14 protein-coding genes and 1 pseudogene are annotated in these 16530 nt (G+C 73.3%); 11 read left to right on the top strand and 4 right to left on the bottom strand.

Going from position 1 to position 16530, the window contains the following annotated elements:
- Positions 1 to 271: 271 nt before the first annotated feature.
- The 8 genes from ABVB68_RS23395 to ABVB68_RS23360 all read left to right on the top strand — a co-directional run bounded on the left by ABVB68_RS23395 (position 272) and on the right by ABVB68_RS23360 (position 11242).
- Positions 272 to 889 carry a TetR/AcrR family transcriptional regulator gene (locus ABVB68_RS23395; protein ID WP_353603066.1) on the top strand — a complete coding sequence of 206 codons (618 nt, stop codon included), beginning with the start codon at positions 272 to 274 and terminating at the stop codon, positions 887 to 889.
- A gap of 605 nt (positions 890 to 1494) precedes the next feature.
- On the top strand, positions 1495 to 3726 hold the full coding sequence (locus tag ABVB68_RS23390; protein WP_353603065.1) for a molybdopterin oxidoreductase family protein: 2232 nt from the start codon (positions 1495 to 1497) through the stop codon (positions 3724 to 3726).
- Positions 3727 to 3850: 124 nt separating this feature from the next.
- Entirely contained in the window at positions 3851 to 5353 is a 1503-nt protein-coding gene (locus ABVB68_RS23385) for a CitMHS family transporter (protein ID WP_353603064.1), read from the top strand.
- A 28-nt stretch (positions 5354 to 5381) separates the two neighbouring features.
- The gene (locus ABVB68_RS23380) at positions 5382 to 6620 is read left to right on the top strand and encodes an MFS transporter (protein ID WP_353603063.1); all 1239 of its coding nucleotides are present in this window, start codon (positions 5382 to 5384) and stop codon (positions 6618 to 6620) included.
- Between the two features lie 102 nt (positions 6621 to 6722).
- On the top strand, positions 6723 to 7418 hold the full coding sequence (locus ABVB68_RS23375) for a hypothetical protein (protein ID WP_353603062.1): 696 nt from the start codon (positions 6723 to 6725) through the stop codon (positions 7416 to 7418).
- Complete coding sequence (locus tag ABVB68_RS23370) at positions 7405 to 8106, top strand: class F sortase (RefSeq protein WP_353603061.1); 702 nt, start codon at positions 7405 to 7407, stop codon at positions 8104 to 8106. Before ABVB68_RS23375 ends, ABVB68_RS23370 begins: the two co-directional genes overlap by 14 nt.
- Before the next feature lie 648 nt (positions 8107 to 8754).
- A complete protein-coding gene (locus ABVB68_RS23365; RefSeq protein ID WP_353603060.1) occupies positions 8755 to 10143 on the top strand; it encodes an aldehyde dehydrogenase family protein in 1389 nt (462 codons plus the stop codon).
- Between the two features lie 16 nt (positions 10144 to 10159).
- Positions 10160 to 11242 (top strand): Zn-dependent alcohol dehydrogenase, encoded by a 1083-nt coding sequence (locus ABVB68_RS23360; protein ID WP_353603059.1) that lies wholly within the window; start codon positions 10160 to 10162, stop codon positions 11240 to 11242.
- 3 nt (positions 11243 to 11245) lie between these two features.
- Here ABVB68_RS23360 and ABVB68_RS23355 read toward each other — a convergent pair.
- The 3 genes and pseudogenes from ABVB68_RS23355 to ABVB68_RS23345 all read right to left on the bottom strand — a co-directional run.
- Positions 11246 to 11885, bottom strand: a pseudogene (locus ABVB68_RS23355) (DMT family transporter); the annotation flags it as partial.
- 237 nt (positions 11886 to 12122) lie between these two features.
- Positions 12123 to 12836 carry an ArsR/SmtB family transcription factor gene (locus tag ABVB68_RS23350; RefSeq protein WP_353603058.1) on the bottom strand — a complete coding sequence of 238 codons (714 nt, stop codon included), beginning with the start codon at positions 12834 to 12836 and terminating at the stop codon, positions 12123 to 12125.
- A 180-nt stretch (positions 12837 to 13016) separates the two neighbouring features.
- Positions 13017 to 13658 carry a TetR/AcrR family transcriptional regulator gene (locus ABVB68_RS23345; protein ID WP_353603057.1) on the bottom strand — a complete coding sequence of 214 codons (642 nt, stop codon included), beginning with the start codon at positions 13656 to 13658 and terminating at the stop codon, positions 13017 to 13019.
- Positions 13659 to 13760: 102 nt separating this feature from the next.
- Here ABVB68_RS23345 and ABVB68_RS23340 point away from each other — a divergent pair, with 102 nt between their 5' ends.
- The 3 genes from ABVB68_RS23340 to ABVB68_RS23330 all read left to right on the top strand — a co-directional run bounded on the left by ABVB68_RS23340 (position 13761) and on the right by ABVB68_RS23330 (position 15955).
- Positions 13761 to 14912, top strand: coding sequence for an acyl-CoA dehydrogenase family protein (locus tag ABVB68_RS23340; RefSeq protein WP_353603078.1), 1152 nt, complete (start codon positions 13761 to 13763; stop codon positions 14910 to 14912).
- A 59-nt stretch (positions 14913 to 14971) separates the two neighbouring features.
- A complete protein-coding gene (locus ABVB68_RS23335; protein WP_353603056.1) occupies positions 14972 to 15259 on the top strand; it encodes a YiaA/YiaB family inner membrane protein in 288 nt (95 codons plus the stop codon).
- Positions 15260 to 15331: 72 nt separating this feature from the next.
- A complete protein-coding gene (locus ABVB68_RS23330; protein ID WP_353603055.1) occupies positions 15332 to 15955 on the top strand; it encodes a TetR/AcrR family transcriptional regulator in 624 nt (207 codons plus the stop codon).
- A gap of 13 nt (positions 15956 to 15968) precedes the next feature.
- Here the strand turns inward: ABVB68_RS23330 and ABVB68_RS23325 are convergent, their stop codons facing one another.
- On the bottom strand, positions 15969 to 16430 hold the full coding sequence (locus ABVB68_RS23325; protein ID WP_353603054.1) for a MaoC family dehydratase: 462 nt from the start codon (positions 16428 to 16430) through the stop codon (positions 15969 to 15971).
- Positions 16431 to 16530: the final 100 nt, after the last annotated feature.

Here is a 16530-nt window from a genome sequence, read left to right as displayed (position 1 = left end):
GAGAGGGCCTCGGACTCCGTGCCGGACGCGGACAGGGCCTCGAGCTCCGCGCCGGATGCGGACAGGGCCTCGGCCCCGGCGTCGGCACCGAACTCGGACTCGGCACCGAACTCGGACTCGGCACCGAACGCGGACCCGGTGCCGGGCGCGGACGCGGACACGGCCGGTCCCTCGGCCGCGCCCACGACCGTCGGCGCCGGCGAGTGAGTGCAGCGGCCATCGTTCTCCGTACTGTCGGGCGAGGTTCACCGGACCGCGGCGGAGAGGCATCATGAAGTCCGTGCCCGAAGCGACATCCCTCCGCCGCGCGCCCGTACAGCGACGCAGCGCCGAACGGCTCACCAGGATCCTGGACGCGTGCGCCGAACTCCTCGACGAGGTCGGCTACGACGCCCTGAGCACCCGTGCGGTCGCCCTGCGCGCCGGCGTGCCCATCGGCTCGGTCTACCGGTTCTTCGGCAACAAGCGGCAGATGGCCGACGCCCTCGCCCAGCGCAACCTCGAGCGGTACACCGAGCGCGTCGCCGGACGGCTGAAGGAGGCCCCCGAGGGCGACTGGCGGGCCGCGATGGGGGTCGTCCTGGACGAGTACCTGGCCATGAAGCGCACCGCGCCCGGCTTCTCCCTGGTCGACTTCGGCAATCAGATCCCGGTCGGCGTGCGCCAGGCCGAGCCCAACACCCTGGTCGCGGACCGGCTCTCGGGCCTGATCTCCGGTTACCTCGGCCGCACCCCCGACGAGGACCTGCGCCGGGTCTTCCTGGTCGCGGTGGAGAGCGCCGACACCCTGGTCCAACTCGCCTTCCGTACCGACCCCGAGGGGGACGAGGCGATCATCGAGGAGACGCGGGCGCTGCTGCTGGCGTATCTCGCCCGCGCGCTGGACTGAAGCCGCACCGGCTCGACGGGCGTCCTGTTCCCCGCTCCGAGGGTCCTTGCGGCGGGCGTCCTGTTCCGGCTCCGAGGTCCGTCCTTGCGCGGGCGTCCTGTCCCCGCTCCGAGGCCCGTCCTTGCGGCGTACGTCCTGTTCCGGCTCCGAGGAGCTTCCTTGTGACGGGTCCTGTTCCCGCCCCTACGCCCGTCCTTGCGCCGTGCGCCTGTTTCCGCCCCTACGCCCGTCCTTGCGCCGTGCGCCTGTTCTCGCGCCGAGGACCTTTGTTGCGCCGTGCGCCTGTTCCCGCTCTGAGGACCTTCGTTGCGGCGTGCGCCTGTTCCCGCTCCGAGGACCTTCCTTGCGCGGACGCCCTGCTCCCGCCCCAAGGCCCGTCCTCCCCGCCCCCGGGGCCGCCGTGCCCACGGATACGGCCGGCGCCCCGCCGGAAGGCCGTCCTCCCGTCCCAGGGCCGCCCCGGGGTCTTCCGGGAAGCCGCGCTTCTCGTCCCCGTGGCCCTCCTTTCCTCCAAGGGGCTCCCCTCCGTGCATACCGGTCGGTATGCTCGCCCCGAGTTCGCCGCGCCGTGCCACCCGGCACCCCGCTACCCTCCGGGAGGACCCGTGTCCCGCACCGCTCTGCGTATCTGCCCCCTGTGCGAGGCCACCTGCGGGCTGACCCTCAGCATCGAGGGCACCCGTGTCACCGGCGCCCGCGGCGATCGCGAGGACGTCTTCAGCAAGGGCTTCATCTGCCCCAAGGGCGCCTCCTTCGGTGCCGTGGACGGCGACCCCGACCGGCTGCGCGCCCCGCTCGTCCGGGAGGACGGCGTGCTGCGCGAGGCCACCTGGGAGGAGGCCTTCGACGCGGTCGCCGCGGGTCTGCGCCCGGTCGCGGAGCGGCACGGCCCGAACGCCGTCGGCGTGGTCCTCGGCAACCCCACCGTGCACACCGTGGCCGGCGCCCTCTACCCGCCGGTCCTGCTGGGCGCCCTGCGCACCCGCAGCCTGTTCACCGCCTCCACGGTCGACCAGATGCCCAAACACGTCTCCAGCGGGCTGCTGTTCGGCGACGCGGGCGCGATCCCGGTGCCGGACCTCGACCACACCGACCATCTGCTCCTCATCGGCGCCAACCCGCTGGAGTCCAACGGCAGTCTGTGCACCGCTCCCGACTTCCCCGGCAAACTCAAAGGACTCAAGGCCCGCGGCGGCCGGCTCACCGTCGTCGACCCGCGCCGCACCCGCACCGCCAGGCTCGCCGACCGGCACCTGCAGATCCGGCCCGGCACCGACGCCCTGCTGCTCGCCGCGATGGCCACCGTGCTGTTCGAGGAGGACCTGGCCGACCTGAAGGACCTCGCCCCGTACGTCCAGGGCGTCGACGAACTCCGGTCGGCCCTGCGGGACTTCACACCCGAGTCCGTGGCCGCGGCCTGCGATCTCGACGCCGGTGACATCCGTACCCTGGCCCGCGAACTCGCATGCGCGCCCACCGCCGCCGTCTACGCGCGCATCGGCAGCTGCACCGTCCCGCACGGCACCCTGGCGAGCTGGCTGGTCGACGTCCTGAACATCCTCACCGGCAACCTCGACCGGCCCGGCGGCGCCCTCTTCCCGCAGGCCGCCACCGACAGGACACCCCGCCCGGCGGGCCCCGGCCGCGGCTTCGCCCTCGGCCGCTGGCGCTCCCGGGTGAGCGGACACCCGGAGGCCAAGGGGGAGTTGCCGCTCTCCGCCCTGGCGGAGGAGATCGACACGGCGACCGGCGAGGGCGAGCCGGTACGCGCACTGATCGTCGTGGCCGCCAACCCGGTGCTGTCCGCACCCGACGGCGACCGCCTCGACAAGGCGCTGGACTCACTGGACTTCATGGTCTCGGTGGACCCGTACCTGAACGAGACCTCGCGCCACGCCCACGTCGTGCTGCCCCCGCCCCCGCCCTCGCAGAGCCCGCACCACGACTTCGCCTTCAACGCCCTCGCCGTGCGCAACCAGGTCCGCTACAGCCGTCCCGCGGTGCCGCTGGAGCCGGGCCGCATGGCCGAGACCGAGATCCTCGCCCGGCTGATCCTGGCGGCCACCGGCATGCACGGCACCGACCCGGCCGCCGTGGACGCCATGGTCGTCGACCAGACCCTCGGCAAGGCCGTACAGGAGGAGCACTCGCCGGTGCACGGCCGCGATCCGCGTGACCTGGCGGACCGGCTCACCGGCGACACCGGGCCCGAGCGGCGGCTCGACATGATGCTGCGGCTCGGCCCCTACGGCGACGGCTTCGGCGCGCGGCCCGACGGACTGACCCTGGCCAAGCTGCTCGCGCACCCGCACGGCATCGACCTCGGCCCGTTGCGCCCGCGCCTGCCGCAGCCGCTCAGGACCCGCAGCGGCAGGATAGAGCTGCTGCCGGACCCCATCGCCGGCGACCTGCCCCGGCTGCGCCGGGCGCTCGACGAGCGCCCCGACGGCATCGTCCTCGTCGGCCGCCGTCACCTGCGCTCCAACAACAGCTGGATGCACAACGTGCCCGCCCTCACCGGCGGCAGCAACCGCTGCACCCTGCACATCCACCCCGAGGACGCCGGCCGGCTCGGCGTGCGCGACGGGCAGGACGTACGGATCAAGGGCGCCGGGGGAGAGGTGGTGGCCCCCGCCGAGGTCACCGACGGCGTCCGGCCGGGGGTGGTGAGCCTGCCGCACGGCTGGGGACACGACCGCCCCGGCACGCGGCTCGGCCACGCCTCCGTGAACCCCGGCGTGAACGTCAACCAGCTCCTCGACGGCAGCCTGCTGGACCCGCTCTCCGGCAACGCCGTCCTCAACGGCTTCCCCGTCGCCCTCTCGGCAAGCCTGTGACCTGGAGTTCTGCGCTTATTGCTCGCGTGTCAGCATCTTGTTAACGCTGGATGACGGGACCTAACGTCGACGCACCGCCGACCCCCAGGTGCGATGTTCAAGGGCGAACGTTAGGTAACCACTCATGCTCACCATCCTCGGCTTCGCCATGATCGCGGTCTTTCTGGCCCTGATCATGCTGAAGAAGATGTCGCCGATCGCGGCGCTCGTGCTGATACCCGCGCTGTTCTGCGTGTTCGTCGGCAAGGGCGCCGGGCTCGGCGACTACGTCCTCGACGGCGTCACCAGCCTCGCCCCGACCGCGGCGATGCTCATGTTCGCGATCGTCTACTTCGGTGTGATGATCGACGTCGGCCTCTTCGACCCGATCGTGCGGGGCATACTCCGGTTCTGCAAGGCCGACCCGCTGCGCATCGTCGTCGGCACCGCCGTGCTCGCCGCGATCGTCTCCCTCGACGGCGACGGCTCGACCACGTTCATGATCACCGTCTCGGCGATGTACCCGCTCTACAAGCGCCTGAAGATGTCCCTGGTCGTCATGACCGGCGTCGCCGCCATGGCCAACGGCGTGATGAACACGCTGCCGTGGGGCGGCCCGACCGCCCGTGCCGCCACCGCGCTCAAGGTCGACGCGGGCGACATCTTCGTCCCGATGATCCCCGCGCTCGCCATGGGGCTGCTGTTCGTCTTCGCCCTCGCCTACGTCCTCGGCCGCCGCGAGCGCACCCGGCTCGGTGTGCTCACGCTGGACGAGGTGCTGGTCACGGAGCCGGCCGGGCAGGAGACGACGGCCCTGGTGGCTGCCGGCAGCGGCGCGGGTGCCGCGGGTACGACGGGCACGGGTGCCGCCGGTGCCAGGGGCGCGGACGGTGCCGTCGGTGACGGCGCGGAGGGCGCGACCGGCACCGCCGGCGGCAAGGACGCGGCCGGCGCGGAGGGTGCCGGCGGTGACGCGCCCCGGCCCGGGCGGCCCGGGGACGACGGATTCCAGGGTCTCGACCCGAACCGGCCCACGCTGCGCCCGAGGCTGTACTGGTTCAACGCGCTTCTCACGGTCGTCCTGCTCACCGCCATGATCATGGAGTGGCTGCCGATCCCGGTGCTGTTCCTGCTCGGCGCCGCACTCGCCCTGACCGTCAACTTCCCGCACATGCCCGACCAGAAGGCCCGCATCGCCGCCCACGCGGAGAACGTCCTGAACGTCTCGGGCATGGTCTTCGCCGCGGCGGTCTTCACCGGCGTCCTGCAGGGCACCGGCATGGTCGACCACATGGCCAAGTGGCTGGTCGGCAACATCCCCGACGGCATGGGCCCGCACATGGCCCTCGTGACCGGCGTACTGAGCATCCCGCTCACGTACTTCATGTCCAACGACGGCTTCTACTTCGGCATCCTGCCGGTCCTCGCCGAGGCGGGCCACGCGCACGGCGTCTCCTCGCTGGAGATCGCCCGCGCCTCGATCGTGGGCCAGCCCCTGCACATGTCCAGCCCGCTCGTCCCCGCCGTCTACGTCCTGGTCGGCATGGCCAAGGTGGAGTTCGGCGACCACACCAGGTTCGTCGTGAAGTGGGCCGTTCTCACCTCGCTGGTGGTCCTCGGCGCGGGAATCCTGTTCGGCATCATCTGACACGCGTGGTTCACGGGAGGCCCCGACCATGACGCCCGGTGGGAACCGCGGCTGGCTGCTCCGCCTCGTCATCGCCTTCGGCTGCGCCCAGGGGGCGGTGTCCATGGCCCGGCCTGCCGTCTCCTACCGGGCACTCGCGCTGGGCGCCGACGAGCGAGCGGTCGGTGTCATCGCGGGGGTGTACGCCCTGCTCCCGCTCTTCGCCGCGGTACCGCTCGGCCGCCGCACCGACCACGGCCGCTGCACCCCCCTGCTCTACGCCGGAGTGGTCCTCATTTCCGGCGGCTGTGCCCTCAGCGGGGCCGTGAACTCCCTGCCCGCGATGGCCCTGTGGAGCGGGGTGATGGGCCTGGGCCACCTCTGCTTCGTGATCGGCGCGCAGTCCCTGGTGGCCCGCCGCTCCGCCCCGCACGAACAGGACCGGAACTTCGGGCACTTCACCATCGGCGCCTCCCTCGGCCAGCTCGTCGGCCCGGTCGCCGCCGGCGCCCTGATCGGCGGCCACGACATGGCCGGCAGCAGCGCGCTCGCCCTCGTCGTGGCGGGCGCGGGCGCGGCGGTCGCCTGCACCTCGCTGTGGCGCCTCGAGGACCGTGCGGCGGCCGGCTCCCGCCCGCCGCGCGGCCGGCGGGTACCGGTCGGGGGCATCCTGCGCGCCCGGGGTGTGCCCGCGGGCATGCTGATCAGCCTGTCCGTGCTGTCCGCCACCGACATCCTCACCGCCTACCTCCCGGTGGTCGGCGAGCACCGCGGCGTCTCCCCGTCGGTGGTCGGCGTCCTGCTCAGCCTGCGGGCCGGTGCCACCATCGCCTGCCGGCTCGTCCTCACCCCGCTGCTGAACCTGCTGGGCCGGCCCGCGCTGCTGACCGTGACCTGCCTCCTCGCGGCCGTGTTGTGCGCCGGGGTCGCGCTCCCGGTACCGGTGTGGGCGCTCGGCCTGATGCTCGCCGTTCTCGGGTTCTGCCTCGGCGTCGGGCAGCCGCTGTCGATGACGACGATCGTCCAGGCCGCCCCGGCCGACGCCCGCTCGACCGCGCTCGCGCTGCGCCTGACCGGCAACCGGCTCGGCCAGGTAGCCGCCCCCGCCGGCGCGGGCCTGGTGGCCGGACTGGCCGGTGCGGGCGCGCCGTTCGTCATGCTGGGGGTGCTGCTGCTGCTGTCGTCCGGGGTGGCGCTGCGCTCGCCGGGGCGGCCCGGGAGCGCTCCGGGGCAGGCCTCGTGCGAGCGGCCGGGGCGCTCGGGGTTGCGCCGTACGAGCGATATCTGACGACGCGCCGGGCGTCGATGCCGGGAGCGACGCCGACCATGAAGGACAGTTCAGGCGAAAGAGCGATTTGTATGAAAATCGTCTGAACTCGGAGGAGCGCTCATGTCCACCCAGACACTCCCACGTGCCGTCGGCTCCCGCGCGGGCGCCACTGTCGTCCTCACCGCCCTCGCCGCGGCGGGCGCGTCCTGGGTGGCGGCGCCGAACGCGATCGCCGCGGGCGAGAACGGCGACATCAGGATCCACCGAGCCGAGATGTATCCCAGCCTGGGCGGCAAGGACGACCCACTCGTCTGCCGGTTCTACCTCGACGCGGTCAATTTCGACGTCCTGCCCACCATCGCGTACACCGTCACGCCGCAGCCCCCGCTGCCCACCGCGGCCACCGTCTCCGGCACCGTCCAGCTCGCCGGCGGCGCCGGGCACACGGACCCGCTCGGCCTGGCGGACGGCCAGTACAAGATCACCTGGGTCGCGGGCGGTGCCACCAAGGAGAAGGTGTTCCGTGTCAACTGCCGTGACGGCCAGCACGACGGCCAGCACGACGGCGCGCCGGGCCCGGGCGGGCAGATCGAGGACCACCAGCAGGACCATCAGCAGGACCGCCAGGACAACGGGGGCTGGAGCCAGAACGGCCAGCAGCCCCCGAGGGGCGGCGTGCACGCGGGCGGCGGCGGTCTCGTCGACACGGCGGCCGCCTACTCTCCGGTGACCGCGGCGGCGGCGGTGGGCCTGGTGGCGGTCTGCGGTGCGGTGTACTTCCGGCTCATCCGCCGGCGGCCCCATGGTGCCGCGTAGGCGCAGACGCAGGCCCTGGCACCGGACCCGTGCCTACCGCCTCAGCAGGACGGCCCTGCTCGTGTTCGTCCTGGTGGTGGTGGGTACGCGGTGCGGCGGGAACGGCACATCGGCCGTACCCGGCCAGTCGGCCGAATCGGGCGCCGCGGGAGCGCGATCCAGCCGTGCGGACGGAATCGGCCCGGACGGGACGGAGTCCGGCGCGGACCGCACGCCCCCGCCCCGTCCGCTGTCCCGGTCCAGGCCCACGATGTTCCGTGTTCCGTCCCTGGGGGTCGACGCCCCGGTCACGGGTATCCGGCTGAACTCCGAAGGGCAGTTGGAGACACCGCCCGTCGACACACCGAAGCTGGTCGGCTGGTACGAGGGCGGCCCCACCCCGGGCGAGCCCGGCACCGCGGTCGCCGTCGGCCACCGCGACACCTCGACCGGCAGCGCCGTGTTCGCCGGCCTCGCCCAGATCAAGCCCGGCAAACGCATCGAGGTCGAGCGGGCGGACGGGCGCAGCGCCGTCTACAGCGTGGACCGGGTGAAGGTCTTCGACAAGGCGGGCTTCCCGGACAAGGAGGTCTACGGCCCGGCCCGGCGGCCGGAGTTGCGGGTGATCACCTGCGGCGGGCTCTTCAGCCGGCGGACGGGCTACACCAGCAACGTGGTGGTCTTCGCCCACCTGACCGCGACGAAGTGACCCGATGGTGCGGGCGTCGCGCCCGCACCGTCGGCTCCTGTCGGCTCCTGTCGGCTCCGCGGGCCCCGGCGGTCGCGGCTCCCAGTGCTCGCGGGTCCCGAGTGCTCGCGGCTTCCTGGCCCTAGTGGCTCCCCGGCCCTCCCGGCCCTTCCCGCTCCTCCGTTTGCCGGCTTCTCCCCGGCCCCCCGGCTCCTCCGTCGGCTTCTCCCCGGCCGCTCCGGTCCTCGATCAGCCCGGCTTCTCCCCGGCCCCGGGTCCTCCGCTCGCCCGGCTTCTCCCCGGCCGTTCCGGCTTCTCCGGTCCTCCGCTCGCCCGGCTTCTCCCCGGCCGTTCCGGCTTCTCCGGTCCTCCGGCCGCCCGGCTTCTCTCCGCCCCCGGCTCCTCCTGGCCTCCCGGCCCCGGCTTTTCTCCACACCCCGGCCTCTCTCCGCACCCCGGCTTCTCTCGGCCCGGCGGCCCCCTCCCGCAGCTTCTCGGCCGCCGCCTCTGCCGTCCGGGCCGGTGCGCCCCTGCACCGGCCGGCTGCCGTTCCGGCACGGACAGGCGGACGTCCGTCCGGTGTGACGTTCTCCGGGTGCACCTGGCGCCAGAAAACTAACGCCGCTAGTTTGTGTGCCGGACGACGCAGCCCCGCCGGGAGGAACCAGCATGAAGGCACACGACGGCCTGTACATCGACGGCGCCTGGCGCCCCGCCGCGCACGGTGATGTGATCGAGGTCGTGAACCCGGCCGACGAGCAGGTCATCGCCCGGGTGCCGGCGGGCGACGCCGGGGACGTCGACAGCGCCGTACGCGCCGCGCGCGCCGCCCTCCCCGCGTGGGCCGCGACACCCCCGGCCGAGCGCGCCGCACGCCTCACCGCCCTGCGGGACGTCCTCGTGAGCCGCAAGGACGAGATCGCCGAGACGGTCACCGCCGAACTGGGCTCCCCGCTCGCGTTCTCCCAGGCCGTGCACGCGGCCGTACCGATCGCCGTCGCCGGTTCCTACGCCGAACTGGCCGCCACCCACTCCTTCGAGGAGAAGGTCGGCAACTCCACCGTCCTGCACGAGCCGATCGGCGTGGTCGGCGCCATCACCCCCTGGAACTACCCGCTCCACCAGATCGTCGCCAAGGTCGCCCCGGCGCTCGCCGCGGGCTGCACGGTCGTCCTCAAGCCGGCCGAGGACACCCCGCTCACCGCCCAGCTGTTCGCCGAGGCGGTGCACGAGGCCGGCGTACCGGCCGGTGTGTTCAACCTGGTCACCGGCCTCGGCCCGGTCGCCGGCCAGGCCCTCGCCGAGCACCCCGGCGTCGACCTGCTCTCCTTCACCGGCTCCACCGCGGTCGGCCGGCGCATCGGCGCGGTGGCCGGCGCGGCCGTGAAGAAGGTGGCTCTGGAACTGGGCGGCAAGTCCGCCAACGTCATCCTGCCCGGCGCGGACCTCGCCAAGGCCGTGAACGTCGGCGTCGCCAACGTGATGTCCAACTCCGGTCAGACGTGCAGCGCCTGGACCCGCATGCTGGTCCACCGCGACCGGTACGACGAGGCCGTCGAGCTGGCCGCCACCGCCGCCGCCAAGTACGGCGACCGCATCGGCCCGGTCGTCAACGCCGCACAGCGGGACCGGGTGCGCGGTTACATCGAGAAGGGCGTCGCCGAGGGCGCCCGCCTGGTCGCCGGCGGCCCCGAAGCCCCGCGCGAGAAGGGCTACTTCGTCAGCCCGACCGTCTTCGCCGACGTCACCCCGGACATGACCGTCGCCCAGGAGGAGATCTTCGGCCCGGTCCTCTGCGTCCTGCCCTACGAGGACGAGGAGGACGCCCTGCGCATCGCCAACGGCACGGTCTACGGACTCGCCGGCGCCGTCTGGGCGGCCGACGAGGCCGAGGCGGTGGCCTTCGCCCGCCGCATGGACACCGGCCAGGTGGACATCAACGGCGGCCGCTTCAACCCCCTCGCGCCCTTCGGCGGCTACAAGCAGTCCGGGGTCGGCCGGGAACTCGGCGCTGCCGGACTCGCCGAGTACCTCCAGACCAAGTCCCTCCAGTTCTAGAGGAGTTCCCAGAGCCATGGCCGTACGAGCCGCCGTTCTGCCCGCCATCGGCGCCCCCCTGGAGATCACCGGCGTCGACCTGCCGGACCCGGGACCGGGCCAGGTCCGCGTCCGCCTCGCCGCCGCCGGTGTCTGCCACTCCGACCTGTCCCTGACCAACGGCACCATGCGGGTCCCGGTCCCCGCGGTCCTCGGCCACGAGGGCGCCGGCACGGTCGTCGCGGTGGGGGAGGGCGTCACCCGCGTCGCGCCCGGTGCCCCGGTCGTCCTCAACTGGGCGCCATCCTGCGGCACTTGCCATGCCTGCACGCTCGGCGAGGTCTGGCTGTGCGCCAACGCGCTGGCCGGTGCCGCCGGCGTCTACGCCCGCACCGTCGACGGCACCGAACTGCATCCGGGCCTGAACGTCGCCGCGTTCGCCGAGGAGACGGTGGTCCCCGCCTCCTGCGTGCTGCCCCTGCCGGACGGCATCCCGCTCACCGACGCCGCCCTGCTCGGCTGTGCCGTCCTGACCGGCTACGGCGCGGTCCACAACTCCGCGCGGGTGCGAGCCGGCGAGACGGTCGCCGTGTTCGGGGCCGGCGGGGTCGGTCTGGCCACCCTCCAGGCGGCCCGGATCGCGGGCGCCGCCCGCGTCATCGCCGTCGACGTCTCGCCCGGGAAGGAGGAACTGGCCCGCGCGGCCGGCGCCACCGACTACGTCCTCGCCTCCGAGAACACCGCGCGCGAGATCCGCGCCCTCACCGCGAAGCAGGGCGTCGACGTCTCGATCGAGTGCGTGGGCCGCGCCGTCACCATCCGCGCGGCCTGGGACTCCACCCGCCGGGGCGGCCGTACGACGGTCGTCGGCATCGGCGGCAAGGACCAGCAGGTGGCCTTCAACGCCCTGGAGATCTTCCACTGGGGCCGCACCCTCTCCGGCTGCGTCTACGGCGACTGCGACCCGGCCCGCGACCTCCCGCTGCTCGCCGAGCACGTGCGCGAGGGGCGCCTGGACCTGTCCGCGCTGGTCACCGAGCGCATCGGCCTCGAGGACATCCCGGCCGCCTTCGACAACATGCTCGCGGGCAAGGGCGGCCGGGCGCTGGTCGTCTTCTGAGACTCATGGCACCTTCTCGGGTCGCGGCCGCCGGGCCGCGACCCGGGCGGTCCGGCCGCCGCCCGCCCGGGAGCGGGACACCGCCACACCCGCGAGGCACAGCACCCCGCCCGCCAGGGTGAGCGCCCCGGGCACCTCGCCGAGCAGCAGCCACGACATCAGCACCACGAGGGCGGGCACGGCGTACGTCGTCGCCCCCATCCGGCTGGCGGTGGTCCGGGCCAGCGCGTAGGCCCAGGTGGTGAAGGCGAGGGCGGTCGGGAAGACGCCCAGGTAGACCATGTTCAGGGTGGCCGGCAGGGAGGCGTGCGCCGCCTCGTGCGCCAGTTGACCGGCGAACGGCAGGCACGCCACCGACCAGGCAGCCGAACGTCGTCACCTGCAACGCGCTCGCCCCGCCCAGCGCGGGCTTCTGCGCGACGACCCCGCAGGCGTACGCGACGGCCGCGAGGAGGCACAGCAGCACGCCGAGCAGGGAGGAGCCGCCTCCGCCCGACATCGACAGCCCCACGGTCACCGCGCCCGCGAAGGACACGGCCATTCCGGCCAGCAGCCTCGGCGGCATCGGATCACCGAGCAGCCGGGCGCCCAGCAGCGCGATCAGCAGCGGGCCGACGTTGACGACCAGCGCGGCCGTGCCTGCCGGACGTGACGCCCGGTCCGGGCTCAGCGCAGGGCGTCGGACGTGCTGTCCAGGGGTTCGGGGCGGGCGCTGGACGTGACGCCCGGTCCGGGCTCGGCGCGGGGCGTTGGGCGTGATGCCCAGGGGTCTCGGGGGGAGGGCGCCGGACGTGACGCCCGGTCCGGGCTCGGCGCGGGACGTCGGACGTGATGCCCAGGGTTTTCGGGGAGGGCGCCGGACGTGACGCCCGGCCCTGGCTCAGCGCAGGGCGTCGGACGTGATGCCCAGCAGGTCGGACAGGGCCCGTTCTCCCGTCGCGGTCACCTTCACGGCCCGGGCGGAACCGATGCGCACGCACCACCCCGCATCCAGCGCGTGCCGGCACAGCGCGGCCCCCGCCGCGCCCGCGAGATGAGTGCGGCGCTCGGTCCAGTCGAGGCACGCGCGGGCCAGCGGACGCCTGCCGGAGAGGTCGAGGACGATGCCCGCCCCGCCGAACCACTCCAGCCCCGCGTCCGTGAGCGCGAACCCGGTGTCCTGCCGCAACAGCCCGCACTCGGTCAGCGCGTCGGTGACCGCGATGCCCAGTCTCCCGGCGAGATGGTCGTAGCAGGTGCGGCCGCGGGCCATGGCGGCACCGGCGCCCGACTCCCGCAGGGTGTGCGGAGGGTGCCGTACGGCCGCCGCCGGCACCTGCGCGACGAGATCCTCCACGAGCTGCGCCACCCGCGCGCCGGCCAGCCGCACGTACCGGTGGCGGCCCTGGCGCGCCTCGGTGAGCAGTCCGCCCGCGACCAGTTTGCCGAGGTGCTCGCTCAGCGTGGACGCGGCGACCCCGGCATGCCGGGCCAGTTCCCCGGCGGTCCAGGCCCGCCCGTCGAGCAGTGCCAGCAGACACGTGGCCCGTGTCTCGTCGGCGATCAGCGAGGCGAGGGCGGCGAGGCCGGTGGCCCGGGGATCCTTGGTGGTCATACGCCCAGCATGCGCCCCCGACGGTTCGGTACCGGCCGAACCGTCACAGCCCCCGCAGCCGCCCTCACGGCTCCCCGCAGCCGCCTTCCCGCGCTCGCCGGAGCCACTCTCACGCGGGTGCCGGAGCCGTTCTCGCGGCGCTCACCGCGGCCGCCCTCGGACGCTCCGCCGGAGCCGTCCTCACGCGCTCCGCCGCACCTGCTCGTACTGCAGCGCCAGCCCGTCCAGCAGTGCCGACAGGCCGGCCTCGAAGGCGCGTTCGTCGATCTTCTCCTGCTGCTCGGCGAGCAGATGGGCCTGGCCGAGGTGGGGGTAGTCGGCGGGGTCGTAGGCGCTCGCGTCGTCCACGAAGCCCCCGGCGAACGAACCGAGCGCGGAGCCCATGATGAAGTACCGCATCAGCGCGCCGATGGAGGTCGCCTGGGCCGCCGGCCAGCCCGCGTCGACCATCGCGCCGTAGACGGCGTCGGCCAGCCGCAGGGCGGCGGGGCGGCGGCCGGGGCCGCGGGCGAGGACCGGGACGATGTTCGGGTGGTCGCGCAGGGCGGCCCGGTAGGAGACGGCCCAGTCGTGCAGCGCGGTCCGCCAGTCACCGCCGCCGTCGAACATCGACAGGTCCACCAGGGCGCTCACCGAGTCGGCGACCGCTTCGAGGATCTCGTCCTTGGTGCGGAAGTGGTTGTAGAGCGAGGGCCCGCTCACCCCTAGCTCGGCGGCGAGGCGGCGGGTGGAGACGGCCGCGAGGCCCTCCCGGTCCACCAGTTCCCGCGCCGCCCCGATGATCCGGTCGGTGCTGAGGAGGGGCTTGCGCGGTCGGGCCATGGCGCACATAGTAGGGCTGCAAACAGAAACTAGCAGTGCTAATTTAATTGTACGGATTTCAAGATCCAGCGATGGATCCGTTCGGTGTGGGGTGATCTCGTGGTGAACCTGGGACTCAGCGAGGAGCAGACTGCCGTACGGCGGCTCGCCCGGGACTTCGTGGAGCGCGAGATCGCCCCGCACGCGGCCGCCTGGGACCGCGCCGAGGAGGTCGACCGGGGCATCGTGAAGAAGCTCGGCGAGATCGGCTTCCTCGGCCTGACCGTCGACGAGGAGTACGGCGGCTCCGGTGGCGACCACCTCGCGTACTGCCTGGTCACCGAGGAGCTGGGGCGTGGCGACTCCTCGGCCCGCGGGATCGTCTCCGTCTCCCTCGGGCTGGTCGCCAAGTCCATAGCCGCCTGGGGGAGCGAGGAGCAGAAGCGGCGCTGGCTGCCGGGCCTGACCTCCGGCGCGTACGTCGGCTGCTTCGGCCTCACGGAGCCCGGCACCGGGTCCGACGCGGGCAGCCTCACCACCCGGGCCGTGCGCGACGGCGACGACTACGTCGTCAACGGCGCCAAGATGTTCATCACGAACGGCACCTGGGCCGACGTCGTCCTGCTGTTCGCCCGTTCCACCGACGCCCCCGGCCACAAGGGCGTGACCGCCTTCCTCGTGCCCACCGACACCCCCGGCCTGACCCGCCGGACCGTCCACGGCAAGCTCGGCCTGCGCGGCCAGGCCACCGCCGAACTGGTCCTCGAGGACGTGCGCGTGCCCGCCTCGGCGATGCTGGGCGCGGAGGGCAAGGGCTTCTCCGTGGCGATGTCCGCGCTGGCCAAGGGGCGGATGTCGGTGGCCGCGGGCTGCGTCGGCATCGCCCAGGCCGCGCTGGACGCGGCCGTCGGGTACGCCGGTGAGCGCGAGCAGTTCGGCAAGCCGATCGCCCGGCACCAGCTCGTGCAGGAGCTGATCAGCGACATCGCCGTCGACGTCGACGCGGCCCGGCTGCTGACCTGGCGGGTCGCCGACCTCATCGACCGGGGCGAGCCGTTCGCCGTCGAGTCCTCCAAGGCCAAGCTGTTCGCCTCCGAGGCCGCCGTCCGCGCCGCCGGCAACGCCCTGCAGGTCTTCGGCGGTTACGGCTACATCGACGAGTACCCGGTCGGCAAACTCCTGCGCGACGCCCGCGTGATGACGCTCTACGAGGGCACCAGCCAGATCCAGAAGCTGCTCATCGGGCGTTCCCTGACCGGCGTTTCGGCGTTCTGAGTACCGTCCTGAGTATCTCGGCGGATGTGGCGCGGGCCGCGCCCGCCGATGCTGGGGCCATGAGCGACACAACGGTCAGACAGCAGAGCACGGCCGCCTTCTACGGACAGGCCGTCGCCTCCTTCGCGGTCGCCATGGCGGCGACCGCCATCGGCATCCTCCGGCTGGACGCGAACGCCTGGGTCCGCGGCTTCCTGGCGATCGCCGTCCTCTACCTCGTCACCTCCGCCTTCACCCTCGCCAAGGTGATCCGCGACCGGCAGGAGGCCGGGCAGATCGTCAGCCGCGTCGACCAGGCCCGCCTGGAGAAGCTGCTCGCCGATCACGACCCCTTCGAGAAGCTCTGAGCGGCTACGCTAAGCGCTCGCTCACCGTCGGCGGTATGGTGGTGCTCCTGTCACGAGAGGGGCTGACGAGCGATGAGTACGGCGGAGGAGACGACCGGCGGCGAAGTGGAGCCGTGGGACGAGGTCACCCCTGACGCGGCCCGGCGGCTCCTCGTCGCCGCCGTGGAGGCCTTCGCCGAGCGTGGCTACCACGCGACCACGACCCGCGACATCGCGGGCCGGGCCGGCATGAGCCCGGCCGCGCTCTACATCCACTACAAGACCAAGGAAGAGCTGCTCCACCGGATCAGCCGGATCGGCCACGACAAGGCCCTCGACATCCTGCGCACCGCGGCCCGCCGCGAGGGCAGCGCCACGGAGCGGCTCGCCGACGCCGTCGGCTCCTTCGTCCGCTGGCACGCGGGGCGGCGCACCACCGCCCGTGTCGTGCAGTACGAACTCGACGCCCTCGGCCCCGAGGCCCGCGCCGAGATCGTCGCACTGCGCCGCCAGGTGGACGCCGAGGTGCGCGGGATCATCGAGGACGGCGTGGCCGCGGGCGAGTTCGACGTGCCGGACGTCAAGGGCACCACGCTCGCCGTGCTGTCGCTGTGCATCGACGTGGCCCGCTGGTTCGACGTGAACGGCCCGCGCACCCCCGAGCAGGTCGGCGCGCTCTACGCCGACCTGGTGCTGCGGATGGTGGGCGCCGCGTAGGGCGCCCCCGCGCTCACAGGTAGTAGCGGGAGACCGACTCCGCGACGCACACGGGCTTGTCGCCGCCCTCGCGCTCCAGGGTGAAGGCGACCGTGACCTGGATCCCGCCGGTGACGTCCTCGACGCCGGTGATCGTCGCGGTGGCGCGCAGCCGGGAGCCGACCGGGACGGGGGCGGGGAAGCGGACCTTGTTGGTCCCGTAGTTGACGCCCATCTTCACGCCCTCGACCCTGATCAGCTGCGGTCCGAAGAGGGGCAGCAGGGACAGGGTGAGATACCCGTGCGCGATGGTGGTCCCGAACGGCCCGGCGGCGGCCTTCTCCGGGTCCACGTGGATCCACTGGTGGTCCCCGGTGGCGTCCGCGAACAGATCGATCCGCTTCTGGTCGACCTCCAGCCAGTCGGTGTACCCCAGCTGCTCGCCCACGGCCGCCCTCAGCTCGTCGGGGGAGGTGAAGGTCCTCGGTTCTGCCATGTTCCCGGCCTCTCGATCGCGTCTCTAAGCGACTGCTTAGCATGGTCGGGTGGAGGGGGCGATGTCAACGGATGGCGTGCCCCGAGGGGGTGGGTAATCT

It is taken from the genome of Streptomyces sp. NPDC096012 (assembly GCF_040426375.1).
GTDB lineage: Bacteria > Actinomycetota > Actinomycetes > Streptomycetales > Streptomycetaceae > Streptomyces.
Note: the sequence above shows the minus strand (reverse complement) of the source record. Positions and strands in the feature narration are given on the sequence as shown.

Coding starts and splice junctions, on each gene's coding strand:
- ABVB68_RS23335 (WP_353603056.1), top strand. CDS start 14,972: ATGAGCGACACAACGGTCAGACAGCAGAGCACGGCCGCCTTCTACGGA.
- ABVB68_RS23380 (WP_353603063.1), top strand. CDS start 5,382: ATGACGCCCGGTGGGAACCGCGGCTGGCTGCTCCGCCTCGTCATCGCC.
- ABVB68_RS23385 (WP_353603064.1), top strand. CDS start 3,851: ATGCTCACCATCCTCGGCTTCGCCATGATCGCGGTCTTTCTGGCCCTG.
- ABVB68_RS23360 (WP_353603059.1), top strand. CDS start 10,160: ATGGCCGTACGAGCCGCCGTTCTGCCCGCCATCGGCGCCCCCCTGGAG.
- ABVB68_RS23330 (WP_353603055.1), top strand. CDS start 15,332: ATGAGTACGGCGGAGGAGACGACCGGCGGCGAAGTGGAGCCGTGGGAC.
- ABVB68_RS23395 (WP_353603066.1), top strand. CDS start 272: ATGAAGTCCGTGCCCGAAGCGACATCCCTCCGCCGCGCGCCCGTACAG.
- ABVB68_RS23375 (WP_353603062.1), top strand. CDS start 6,723: ATGTCCACCCAGACACTCCCACGTGCCGTCGGCTCCCGCGCGGGCGCC.
- ABVB68_RS23345 (WP_353603057.1), bottom strand. CDS start 13,658: ATGGCCCGACCGCGCAAGCCCCTCCTCAGCACCGACCGGATCATCGGG.
- ABVB68_RS23370 (WP_353603061.1), top strand. CDS start 7,405: ATGGTGCCGCGTAGGCGCAGACGCAGGCCCTGGCACCGGACCCGTGCC.
- ABVB68_RS23325 (WP_353603054.1), bottom strand. CDS start 16,430: ATGGCAGAACCGAGGACCTTCACCTCCCCCGACGAGCTGAGGGCGGCC.
- ABVB68_RS23365 (WP_353603060.1), top strand. CDS start 8,755: ATGAAGGCACACGACGGCCTGTACATCGACGGCGCCTGGCGCCCCGCC.
- ABVB68_RS23350 (WP_353603058.1), bottom strand. CDS start 12,836: ATGACCACCAAGGATCCCCGGGCCACCGGCCTCGCCGCCCTCGCCTCG.